Annotated in this window: 11 protein-coding genes; all 11 read left to right on the top strand. The window is 55.7% G+C overall.

The window, feature by feature from the left end; genetic code table 11:
• The first annotated feature begins 415 nt into the window (after positions 1-415).
• The gene (rlmD, locus tag H582_RS0111870) at positions 416-1,960 is read left to right on the top strand and encodes a 23S rRNA (uracil(1939)-C(5))-methyltransferase RlmD (RefSeq protein ID WP_028598704.1); all 1,545 of its coding nucleotides are present in this window, start codon (positions 416-418) and stop codon (positions 1,958-1,960) included.
• 283 nt (positions 1,961-2,243) lie between these two features.
• Positions 2,244-3,071, top strand: a complete 828-nt coding sequence (locus H582_RS0111875; protein WP_028598705.1) for a ParA family protein — start codon at positions 2,244-2,246, stop codon at positions 3,069-3,071.
• The gene (locus H582_RS0111880) at positions 3,019-3,963 is read left to right on the top strand and encodes a ParB/RepB/Spo0J family partition protein (RefSeq protein ID WP_028598706.1); all 945 of its coding nucleotides are present in this window, start codon (positions 3,019-3,021) and stop codon (positions 3,961-3,963) included. The genes H582_RS0111875 and H582_RS0111880 overlap by 53 nt, the downstream gene beginning before the upstream one ends.
• A gap of 83 nt (positions 3,964-4,046) precedes the next feature.
• The gene (locus H582_RS31865; RefSeq protein WP_156876707.1) at positions 4,047-4,217 is read left to right on the top strand and encodes a hypothetical protein; all 171 of its coding nucleotides are present in this window, start codon (positions 4,047-4,049) and stop codon (positions 4,215-4,217) included.
• A gap of 2 nt (positions 4,218-4,219) precedes the next feature.
• Positions 4,220-4,831 (top strand): hypothetical protein, encoded by a 612-nt coding sequence (locus tag H582_RS0111890; protein WP_028598707.1) that lies wholly within the window; start codon positions 4,220-4,222, stop codon positions 4,829-4,831.
• Positions 4,832-4,878: 47 nt separating this feature from the next.
• Positions 4,879-6,000, top strand: a complete 1,122-nt coding sequence (locus H582_RS27190; RefSeq protein ID WP_043111218.1) for an SAF domain-containing protein — start codon at positions 4,879-4,881, stop codon at positions 5,998-6,000.
• A gap of 11 nt (positions 6,001-6,011) precedes the next feature.
• Entirely contained in the window at positions 6,012-6,719 is a 708-nt protein-coding gene (locus tag H582_RS0111900) for a hypothetical protein (protein ID WP_028598708.1), read from the top strand.
• Between the two features lie 14 nt (positions 6,720-6,733).
• The gene (locus H582_RS0111905) at positions 6,734-7,573 is read left to right on the top strand and encodes a CpaE/TadZ family protein (RefSeq protein ID WP_043111219.1); all 840 of its coding nucleotides are present in this window, start codon (positions 6,734-6,736) and stop codon (positions 7,571-7,573) included.
• Positions 7,570-9,432, top strand: coding sequence for an ATPase, T2SS/T4P/T4SS family (locus tag H582_RS0111910; RefSeq protein WP_028598710.1), 1,863 nt, complete (start codon positions 7,570-7,572; stop codon positions 9,430-9,432). The genes H582_RS0111905 and H582_RS0111910 overlap by 4 nt, the downstream gene beginning before the upstream one ends.
• Positions 9,429-11,504 carry a hypothetical protein gene (locus tag H582_RS0111915; protein ID WP_028598711.1) on the top strand — a complete coding sequence of 692 codons (2,076 nt, stop codon included), beginning with the start codon at positions 9,429-9,431 and terminating at the stop codon, positions 11,502-11,504. The genes H582_RS0111910 and H582_RS0111915 overlap by 4 nt, the downstream gene beginning before the upstream one ends.
• A gap of 73 nt (positions 11,505-11,577) precedes the next feature.
• Positions 11,578-12,057, top strand: a complete 480-nt coding sequence (locus H582_RS0111920) for a hypothetical protein (protein WP_028598712.1) — start codon at positions 11,578-11,580, stop codon at positions 12,055-12,057.
• The last annotated feature ends 54 nt before the right edge of the window (positions 12,058-12,111 follow it).

The raw sequence follows: 12,111 nt of genomic DNA on the forward strand, positions 1-12,111 counted from the left end.
CCAGCGAGTCCGCTGATTCCGCCGGCTTCGCCGGCTCTCTGCGGCGCAGAACGCAGGCGCAGTTGAACCGGCCATAGTTCTTGAGCTTGAGCTGTTAGCGCCTGCGGTCTAACGACGAGTCAGCTCGTTAGAAGCCCCTTTTGAGGGAACGCCGATTTCTTACGACTCCTGAGCTTGTTAGACGCGTGCGGAAGCCCGTTTTTCCCATTTTCAACCCTAATTCGTCACTCTAACAGCATCATTCGTCGTTAAAATGGGAAGAGCTCGAAAAAGGGGCCGCTAACGACACCACGAATCATTAGCACCATGAAAGCTCGAAGCTCGACTCCAATTTCAACGGCTTGCACGCGTCCTCGCCTCCTTAGGCGCCGGGCTGCCTGCAAGCCTTTACTACGCATAGAGAACGGATGAATGAATGATGAAACCTACCGTACCGGTCGGAAAGAACGAAACGGTCACGCTCGACATCACCGGCCTGACGCATGAAGGCGAGGGCGTCGGCCGCGCCGACGGCTTCACCCTGTTCGTGCAGGGCGCGCTGCCCGGCGAGCGCGTCAAGGCCAAGGTGCTCAAGGTCAAGAAGACGTACGGCTATGCCAAGCCGATCGAGTGGCTGCAGAGCAGTCCGGACCGCGTCGACGCGCCGTGCCCGATCTACAAGCAATGCGGCGGCTGCCAGCTGCAGCATCTCAGCTACGAGGCGCAGCTCGTCTGGAAGCGGCAGCATGTCGTCGATACGCTGGAGCGGATCGGCAAGCTGCATGTGCGGAGCGAGGGAGAGCGCGCGGCGGGAGCTGCGGCCGGCGGAGCCGGGGTTGGAGTAGGCGACGGTGGATCGAGCGCTGATGCGAGCGCAGCCGGAGCAGGCGAGAGCGGAGCGGATCGGGCGGAGGTTGGAAAAGGCGGCATCGTCGTCCATCCGACTATCGGCATGGACGAGCCGTGGCGCTACCGCAACAAGGCCCAGGTGCCGATCGGCATGGCGATGGCCGACCTGGAGAACGGCGCGGCCGGCAGCCTGATCGGCGGCTTTTACGCCCGCGGGTCGCACCGCATCGTCGACATGGACGCCTGCCTCATTCAGCATGAGCACAACGACGAGGCGGTACGCCAGGTCAAGGCGATCGGCAACCGCGTCGGCATCTCCGCTTACGACGAGGCGACCGGGCGGGGCATCCTGCGCCATGTCGTCGTGCGGACCGGCTTCGTCACCGGCGAGATGATGGTCGTGCTCGTCACGAACGGGCCGCGCATCCCGCGCGTCGAGGACTGGATCGCGGCCATCCGCGAGGCGCTGCCGCAGGTGAAGAGCATCGTGCAGAACGTCAACAAGCGGCAGACGAACGTCATCTTCGGCGACGAGACGCGCACGCTGTGGGGCAGCGACGTCATCTACGACGAGCTGGACGGCATCCGCTTCGCCATCTCGGCGCGGTCGTTCTACCAGGTCAACCCGGCGCAGACGCTGCGCTTGTACCAGTCTGCGGTCGACTATGCCGGCCTGACCGGCCGCGAGAACGTCATCGACGCCTACTGCGGCATCGGCACGATCTCGCTGTTCCTGGCTCGTCGGGCGGGGCATGTGTACGGGGTGGAGATCGTGCCGGAGGCGATCGAGGACGCGAAGCGCAACGCCGAGCTGAACGGCATCGGCAACGCCTCGTTCGAGGCGGGACCGGCCGAGGTCGTCATTCCTCGCTGGCGCTCGGAGGGCATCCGGCCCGACGTCATCGTCGTCGATCCCCCGCGCAAAGGCTGCGACGAGCAGCTGCTCGACACGATTCTGGCGATGCAGCCGGAGCGTGTTGTCTACGTGTCCTGCAACCCGGCCACTCTGGCGCGGGACCTGCAGGTGCTGGAGGCGGGCGGGTACCGGACGGTGGAAGTCCAGCCGGTGGATATGTTCCCGCATACGAGTCATGTGGAGTGCGTGGTAGGAATATGTCGGGTCGATTCCTAGAAGTCCTGAATTATCAGTATTCTGCGAAGTATGCGTCGTTTAATATTGAGGAAAACGAGTTTAGAAGTAAGACATTGAATGATAAAATCGAGGTTTCTATTGTGTTGGATTTGAAATGGGTAGACACATCTGATGACTTCTAATTGAATTTGAGAATATCCAAGAGAGCGTCCAAAAATTGGGGCGTTCTCTTTTTATATAGATACTTTTCAAAAAAGCCGATTGTCTGAACTATTGAATGTTCAGCGCAGTCGGCTTTTTTGCGTGAAAGGAGAGTTGTTGGATGAGCAAAGTAATCGCTCTCGCCAATCAGAAAGGTGGCGTCGGCAAAACGACAACAGCGGTCAACCTCGGTATTGGCTTGGCGGCGGAAGGCAAGAAGGTTCTGCTGTTGGACGCGGATGCGCAGGGCAACCTGACGGATTCGCTAGGCTTCCATGAACCGGACAGTCTATCCGTTTCACTGGCTACGATGTTGGTGAAAGGCATGACGGAGGAGCCATATGCGCCGAGGGAAGGTATTTTGCACCATCACGAAGGTATCGACCTGATGCCGGGAAACATCGAATTATCGGCAGTCGAAGTGGCGCTCGTCAATACGATGAGCAGGGAAACGATTATGCGATCATACATCGATTCCGTAAAAGCAGATTACGATTTTATCGTGATCGACTGTATGCCGAGCTTGGGCATGATGACGATCAACGCATTGGCAGCGGCGGATAGCGTCATTATCCCGGTACAGGCGCACTACCTGCCCGCCAAAGGCATGACGCAGCTTTTGCAGACGGTTGCCCGCGTTCGGCGGCAAATTAATCCGAAGCTGGCTGTGGATGGTGTGCTGCTCACGATGGTAGACAGCCGAACCAATTTCGCCAAAGACATTTCTTTCGTGTTGCGTCGGGATTATGGGGATAAGCTGCGTGTATTCAATACAGAAATCCCCCTGTCCATCCGCGCGGCAGAAACTAGCGCCAAGGGCAAGAGCATTTTTGCCCACGATCCGAACGGACAGGTTGCTAAAGCCTACGCTGCACTTACGAAGGAGGTGCAGGATATTGGCAGCGAAAGAAGATCGGCTCGCCAGCATAAAACTGACCAAAGTCGATGATTTATTCTCGACTGAGGCAAGCCGCAACGATTCGCAACGGGAAAAGGTGATGGATATTCCATTGGCTGAAATTAGTGAATTTCCCGGTCATCCCTTTAAGGTAAGGGCGGATGAAGCGATGTTAGAAATGGCGGATAGTGTCAAGCAGTATGGTGTCCTTGTTCCCGGCTTAGTTCGGCCAAAGGCAGGCGGTGGATACGAGATGGTATCCGGCCATCGTCGAAAGAAGGCAAGCGAATTGGCTGGTATGGAAACAATTCCTTGTCTCGTTCGCGAGTTGGATGACGATCAAGCGACGATCATCATGGTGGATAGCAACCTGCAACGGGAGTATATTTCTCCGAGTGAAAAAGCTTTTGCCTACAAAATGAAATTGGAAGCTATGAACAGACAAGGACAACGAACAGATTTAACTCGTTCCCAAGTTGGGAACAAGTCTGCTGCAAAGAAATCAAGCGAGATATTAGCAGAACAGATGGGCGAAAGCAAAAACCAAATATTTAGATACGTTCGCCTAACCGAACTCACTCCTCCCATTCTCGAAATGGTAGACGACAAACGGATTGCCTTTAATCCTGCCGTTGAGTTATCTTACTTGGCCGAGAAAGAACAGCAAGCCCTATTCGAGACCATGCAGGCCGAGGACTGCACGCCTTCACTTGCTCAGGCTCAGCGTATGAAAAAGATGAGTCAAGAAGGCAGGCTGAATACAGATGTCATTTACACCATACTGACGGAGGAAAAGCCGAATCAGAAAGAAAAAATGAGTATTCAGCGAGAACGAATCGACCGCTTTTTCCCACGAGATTTCTCGGAAAAACAAAAGGAAGACCTAATCGTGCAACTGCTGGAAAACTGGTACAAAAGGCGGCAAAGGGAGCACGAACGGTAATTCCCCCGTTGCCGCCCTGTTCATGCGCCCTTTCCTCTGACGGAGAGCTTTTTTTATGCCCATTTTCGGGGAGGAGGTCATCAATGGACTTTACGAAAGGAAAACGGCGTCAGTATGAACGTCTGATGAAAGAAAAGCCGGGTTTTGCGCGTAGTAGGCCATCCGAGGAGGAAGAAGCACAACTGCGCAAGCAGGCTCAGGTAGCCGAAGGCTGGCACAAGAAACGTGACCACAAAATGAACCGGGAGGGCTGACGATGGAGCAAGAGAAACGAATGGCCGGTGACTACGAAGTCTATCAAGCGCTGCCCATTGGCAGGGTGGAGGTTGTTTTAGGCATCGACATCACGAATACCGAAAAGCCCTATTTGGTTTGCTACTGCTCGCAGAATAATTTGTTTGGCATCGATCAGTATTTCGGTGCAGAAGGATATGCGGATTACCTGGTCGCAATGCAGGAATTTACCAAGCTATTGCAATGGGAAATCGAGAAACTCCAGACCGAGCGCGCTACGATCACGGAGCCGATGCCTCCCATTCAACCCGACCAATGCCTGCCCATCAAAAGTGACGATGATCTCGGCGGCAGAATTGTTGTGACCCGTTTGGATTGGTTGCGGCCGGAATTTCGCACGACAGACCATCAGTTGATTTGGGTAACGGGAGGCTTCGGTGCCTCCGGGAACTCACGTGGGCGGGCGGTCTATGCGGAAACCCTCTATTCCGGCGATGAATACCGCTATAACCGGGAAGACCTGATGGGGTTCCTGAAGCCGGAGCATACGCCCACATGGGCGGCCGAGAAGCTGGCACAACGACAAGCGGAGCAAGCCCCATCAAAGCCGCGTCCGCGAGGCGAAGCGCGTTAAGAGAAGCGCAAGGTATCTTCTATATAAATGAAAGGAGATCGTGAACGATGTCATGGACGTATCGACACCGCAAGACGCTCATCATGGGAGCCATCGCGATCAGCGTGGCGCTTCTGGTAGCAGCGGCCTTGTATATGCTGATGCAGCACACTGATCAGCAGCAAAAGCAGCAACAAATGAAAGAGGAGTATGAGCGGCAGATTCAGCAATTGAGAAAGGAGGAGCAGCAAAACAGCCGAAATGTCTGGACGACTGCAAAAACAATACCGGCAGGCGTCTCGCTCAAAGCGGATGACCTCAAGGCTGTTCCGATGCCCGTCAGTTTGGTTCCTCCGGGCGTCATCACCGACCGGGAAAGCATCATCGGCAAAAACGCCAAAATCGAGCTTGCACCAGGAACGCCGCTGCTTTCCTCTTTATTGTACGAAGGGCAGCCCATTCCGAAGGATTTGCGCATACAGGAGTTTCAGGTCATTCAGCTTCCCTCTAATCTCAAGCCTAACCAATATATAGACGTTCGCATCGGCTTTCCAACCGGCGAGGACTTTGTTCTCTTATCTAAAAAGAAGGTACAGGAGCTGTCCGGTACGGTTGTATGGCTGGAACTGAATGAGATGGACATCCTCCAAACGTCCAGCGCTATTATTGATGCGTACTTGCAGGGAGCGCGGTTGTATGCCCTCCCGTACATCGAGCCGGGCTTACAGGAAGCGGCTGTGGTCAACTATCCGGCCAATCAGAAGGTATTGAACCTGATGGCGGTTGATCCCAATCTGCTCGAAACCGCAAAAATCGAACTTGCCCGTGCGTTGCGTCAAACGCTGGATGGCAATTTGAAGGCGGTCAGCGACTCGGACAAGCTTCGCGTCACCAGCGGTAGTGTAACCGTGCAGCAGCAGTTGCAAAACGAACGGATGACGACGCGGCAGGCTAATGCCATGAGCGGAACACAGCCAGTAGGCACACCGCAGTCTGGAGAATCAGCAGTTTCGACGAATGGTCCGCAGCCTAGCGTGAGTGATGCTGCTGGAGCAGCAGCTACGCAATCTCCGAAAAATCAACAGACGCCCCCTCCTGCCGTTTCGCCGTCGCAGCCATCGGGTATGCCTCCTGCAACCGAAGCGCCTCCGGCAAGCGAAGATAAGTGGGAAAATATCTTCAATCAATGAGGAGTGCGGATATGAAAAAAATTGTTTTTATCGGCGTAGCGGATAAGACGCATGCTTTGTTGGTGCTTGGCCGCTTACTTGTGTCGTTGGGGAATAAAGTGCTGTTGGTAGATTCCACCGTCACGCAGTCGATTCGGGGTTATCTGCCGCACGCCTATGCCAATAGCGCCGTTCAGGATTATGAAGGTATGGATGTGGCCTACGGCTATCTCACTCCCGAACAGCTTGAACGAGGCTTGGCACAGGCAGGGACGACACCGGCATACGACATCATGCTGGTGGACACTGACCATACGGAATTTGTTTTCCACCACAACCTGTCCCAGTTTGATAAGCGGGTGTGGTGCTGGGATGGAAGGCGGTTATCGCTGGAGAAAAACGAGGAACTGATGATTCGTCTCGGCTTACAGAACACGGAAGAGCCTGTCTCGTTTTTCGAGTTGCTCTCCCCTGACATACCGGGAAAGTTGGCAGCGTGGCGAGCCGAAAAGCGGTTGCGGCATATCCAGTTGGAGGTTACGGTGTTTCGCTTCCCTTTGGACGAACGCGATGCAGCCGTCGATTTGAACAATCAACACCACGGCCGCATCGACCTTCGCGGGCTGACCGGGGCGTTTCGCGAGATGCTGCTGACGATGCTGGAGCAGCTTGGCGATTTCGACCGCAAGACAGCGCGACGAGCCTGGGCAATCGCTCGTAAACGGGTGCGGGTGTGGTAGAAAGGAGAACGTTTATGGGAGCTACCGTTGTATTTTGGAGTCCTGTATCCGGTCAGGCCGGGACAACGACTAATCTGCTCGCCGCGGCGACGTGCATGGGTTTGGAATATTCGGCGCGATTGCTGTTGCTTGGGCATTTGCTAAGCAGTTACTCTGCTGTCGAACGAGCCTATTATCGACCTGCCGGAAGAGAGGACATGCATACCCCGGACACGGGAATTGATGCGCTCTTGCGTCTGCTGAAAAACCGCAAGCTGGAGCCTGTCATGCTGCGTGACTATGCCCATCCGTTGCTGCGGGATCGCCTGGATATTTTGCACGGCTCCATCAAGCAAGAGGATATCTTTATCGAAACGGCAAAAGAATGGCTCACACCGCTGCTTGCGGTTGCCCGCCGCGCTTACGATGTAGTGCTGTTGGATGGGGGGAGCGGCAGCGGGTCGGCTTGGGACGAAATGCTGCGGCGGCAGGCCGACGTATGGGTCGTCTGCCTGCCGCAAAACCGTCTCCTTCTAGAGCGATTTTTTCAATCGGCAGAAGCAGCGATGCTTCAAGGCCGAAGAACGCTGCTCGTGTTCGGACAGTACGACCCTTATTCGACGCTCACTTCTAAAAATCTCATGCGTCAATTCCGTATAGGACCGACCGTGTACCCTGTTGCACATAATACAGGCTGGATGGATGCGGCACAGCATGGAGAAGCGAATCCTTTCTGGTTTCGCAACAGGAAGATAGCAAGCGGTCACGAGAACCACCTGTTCGTGCAGCAGGTGCGACGATTGGCGCAGGCTGTGATCGACAGCGCAGGCGCAAGACAGCCCCTTTTCGGAGGGAAGGAGGGCGACACGCCATGACGGCTATGCTCAATGCCTTCATCCTGATCGCGCTCTTGTTGCTTTCAATCTTCTTCCTTTATTTGCGCCTGAGCCGACGATTGCCGGAACGGACGGACGACACATCGGTATATACGCTGGAAGCGATGACCACTTTCGTAAAAGCAACGCTACACGAGTTAACCAGCAGCAACCTGGCCGACTTCGGTTTGTCGGAGGAAGAATACCGCCGCCGAAAAAGCAAACGGGCGGAGCTGAAAAAGGCGCTGCGGGGCTGCACCTCCGGTGATCTGCGGGACAAGGAATACGTCAAGGAGATCATTGCCGACCTGCTCGCGCAGCGCTATGAACTGGACGATGCGCATTTGAACCTCCTGCTGCCTTTTCATCAGCCGGAGTCCCTCTCCGCGCAAGACCAGTTTGATATTCTGCTTTACACATATAAAAAGGAAGCCGGGCTTCATGCGCTCGACCGGCTCGTTCAAACCTATGAATGGGATCGGCAAAGACGAAACGAGGAAGGCCAGCTTGAAACGTACCGGATTACGGTGGAGGATATTCGTAGCGTCTTCGCCCGTGAAGCGCCGCGTTTGACGACGGACGATAAGCTCCAGCTTGTCGTCCAGCGGATTTATCAGCATTACAAGGGATTCAGCGTCGTGGACGAGCTGCGCGACATGCGTGTGGACGGTGTATCCGGGGGCGTATCTGGTCTGCCGCCGCTCATGTGGGAGGGCGAATGGTCGCTGGAGGAGGACGCACAGCTTCAGTTGCTGCCCCGTTCGCATGACAGCGTATGGCTGTTTTACAAGGGGAAGTCCATTCACCTGAGCTTCTTGTCCTTCGGCTCCGAGCAGGAACTGCGGCGCGTTTGCCAGATCATCTATAAGCACAATTTTCCCGGCCAGTTGTCCGAGGCGAACGGATTTAAGGTCAATGAAATGGCAGACGGCTCCCGCGTCGTCGTGCTGCGCCCCCGATTCAGTGAATCGTGGGCTTTTTTTGTGCGCAAATTCGACGTGCAAAGCGCGACGCTAGAGCAGTTGATTCAGGACGAAGGCGCGGATTTGCCGATTGGCCTCATTCGTTACTTGGTATCGGGTGCGCGGATCACCGCGATTACCGGTGCGCAGGGCAGCGGCAAAACAACGCTGCTTATGGCGATGGTGCGCCATATTCCAGAAGTGCTGCCCATCCGGGTACAGGAAATGAGCTTTGAGCTTCAATTGCGCAAAATTTATCCAGAACGCAACATCGTCAGCCTGCGCGAAACCGAGACGATTTCCGGTCAACAGGGGCTGGACATCCAGAAGAAGACGGACGGCTCTGTCAATATTTTGGGCGAGGTAGCGACCGACCCGGTCGCCGCTTGGATGGTTCAGATGGCACAGGTGGCGTCATTATTCACCTTGTTCACGCATCACGCCAAAACCTTCCGTGACCTTGTGCTGTCTCTCCGCAATTCCTTGTTGAAAACAAAGGTGTTTACGAACGAGCGTGTGGCGGAGCAGCAGGTCGTCAGCGTCGTCAACTTCGATATTCACCTCCGCCGCGACCTGGACGGACGGCGCTATATCGAGCGCATTACGGAATGTGTCCCAGTGCCGCAGGAGACGGCGTACCCGGAAGCCTTTCGCGGGAAAATGACAAAGGACGAACGGATGGCAGCCTTTATGGAAACGACGCTCGAATACTTCCGCCGCTCGACGGATCGTCCGCTGTACACCGCCCGAAATCTCGTTGAATGCCGCGACGGCCGTTACGTTGCCGTTCATCCCCTGTCCGAGCAAAGTCGCTGCGAGATTGCGGAATACTTGGGCGGCCCCGATCAGGCCGTCTTTGATGCGTTTCTGGCATCCCATTGGGGGGATGAGACTTGATTCGGGAATGGCTCTCCCCTCTGCTCGGCATCGCAACCGTGCTCTTTCTTGCCGCTGTCGCGGCCTTCCTGTGGCTGTCCCGGCGTGATTCGGAGGTGGCGGCAGTCCGGCGCTACGAAGCGCTGCGTAAGCCGGGGCAAGCGCCTCGCAAGCAGGCGGTTTACAGTTTCATGCAGCAGCTATACAGCGTTTGCGAGCAGATGCCGGTTTTAAGGATGTACTTGCAGCACCTTCGCAGGCGATTGGTCATCCTGCGGCTCGGGGACGAATGGAAGCTGCGGCTTGAGGTGATGAAATCGGCGCTCTTGATGTGGCTTGTCCTGTTTTTGGCCGCGATTCCGCTTGTTTTGGCGGTGCGCGACCCTTACACGCTGGCGATGCTCGGCATTGGTCTTTGGGTCGGCCACGGCATCCTCTCGGATATGGGTGTTTATCGGCTCGAAATGCGGCTGCTGCGACAACTTCGTCTGTTTCTTGGGGATGTGAGACATCATTACCATCGTCACGGGATGGTGGATGAAGCCGTCTATGAATCGGCTGACAGCGCGCCGTATGAAATGGCGCTGCACGGGCAAGAGCTGTTCGACATGCTGACGGACAGCGACGCCGAAGATAAACTGGCGCAATATGTGGAGCATGCCCCTAATCGCTATTTGCAGGGCTTTGCGGGATTGTCGTATCTCATCAAAGAGCATGGCGATCAGCAAACGGAAAGCGGTTCGGTCTACCTCAAGGGACTGGAAAAGCTGTCCATCGAACTGAATCTGGAATTGCTGCGTCGCGAGCGTCTCAGCTTCTTATTACAGGGGCTGACCGTTATCGCGCTGCTGCCGCTGCTGTTTACCCGTCCGATTGAAGCCTGGGCCAGCCACTTTTTTCCGGCAATGGACACGTTCTACGCCAGCGCTTTCGGTTGGGCCGCCAAACTCTGTCTGCTTGTCGTCGTGTGGCTTTGCTACGAGCTGCTGCGCAACCTGTCGGAGCTGGATGCGACCGCAAGGCCCACCACCACCAGCCGAAAAAGATGGGAGCAACGGGTCTATGGCTGGCCGTGGGTGCGCTGGCTGGCCCACCGGCTGGGGCCGGTTTCAGGCTCGCGAGAAGCGGAACGGATAACCCGGCTGCTCAAGGATACAACCTCTCCCTTACGTCTCGAATGGTTTTACGTGCAGCGGATCGTGGCCGGGTTCGCAGCCTTTTTGGCGGTGCTGGGCTTATTCGTGTCCTTGCATGCAGCGGAGCGGCATCAGGTGCTGTATGCACCTGTGAAGCCGGGAACACTTTTCGGGCAGTTGTCCCCGGAGGAGGAAACGAAGGCACGGGAAGCCGCCGCGCTGGATCGCAGGATGCTCGATCAATTAAAGGAGGTGAGGCCGCGAAGCGAAAATAGCGTCATCAGCCTGCTGCGCAAGGACCCGGCTGCACAGGTCAAGGAGGATCAGCTTCGAGAGGCGGCGCGGCGCATCCTGGGCAAGCTGGAGAAGCTGAATCAGCCTTTTCTGGCGTGGTGGGAAGCGTTTTTGGCTTTCGCCGCAGGATGGGGTGGGTACACGCTGCCAGTTGGTATTCGACTGTTCCAGCGGCGTATGCGGCAGATGGAGATGAAACACGAGGTGGATCAGTTGCAGGCCGTGATTGCCATGCTCGCCGGGATGGATGGGATGTCGGTTGAACAGCTTTTGCTATGGATGGAGCAGTTCGCCCGCGTCTTCAAGGAGCCACTGCAATCCTGCCTTCTTCACTTTGAGCAGGGTGAGGAGCAGGCGCTTGCGCAGCTCAAAGAAGATGCACCGTTTCTGCCCTTTGTTCGGATCGTGGAAAAGCTGGAAATGGCTTCGCAGCATTTGACGATCCGGCAGGCATTCGACGATCTCGAAGCAGAGCAGGCGTTTGCGCGGGAGCAGCGCAAGCAGGAGTATGAACAGTTAATTGAACAAAAGGCAGGCTGGGGCCGCTGGATCGGGTTTGCCCCCTTGATGATACTGATATTCGGGTATTTGGTCATTCCGCTTGTCGTCGTCAGCCTGCGCCAGATGACCGTGTACTACGATCAGCTTCAACGCATCCAGTAACCCATACAGACGCTTTCCTTTATCAGCGGGAAGGCGTTTTTTTTATCCCCCCAATCAAAGGAGAGAATTGTACATGTCCAATGCGCAGAAGGCACTTGTCATGGCAGCAGGAATCTTCCTTGCCATCGCACTCATTACACTGGCTGTCGTGCTGTTTATTTCCGCCCAGGATTCGACCAAGGCGGCTCAAAGCAATTTTAGCAATATCCAGACGGAACTTTCACAAACGGCGTTTACGGTGTATGACAATACGACGCTTTCGGGCAGTCAGGTTGTAAACGCGCTTCGCAAGTTCCGCGATCAGGACCAATTTGGCATCCAGATCGTTACCGGCAAAAACCCGACCGGTCAGTGGTACGGCAAGGTTGTCAATACCGGTGTGCCTCTGGATAGCGTCACCTACGGCGCAATCGTCGGAGCCGCACCCGGCCAGATTAGCCAGACCGTAGACGAAGCGGACATCAACTACGTTAATCCAAGCGGCAAGTTCCGCAGCACGCTGGTGCTGGACAGCAGCAATGTCATTCGCGGCATCATCTTCCGGCAGCAATAAGGTCGGATGAAGTTACGAAAGCGTCCGGCCCAGGTTGGACGCTTTCGTCATGAA

The organism is Paenibacillus pasadenensis DSM 19293 (assembly GCF_000422485.1).
GTDB lineage: Bacteria > Bacillota > Bacilli > Paenibacillales > Paenibacillaceae > Paenibacillus_O > Paenibacillus_O pasadenensis.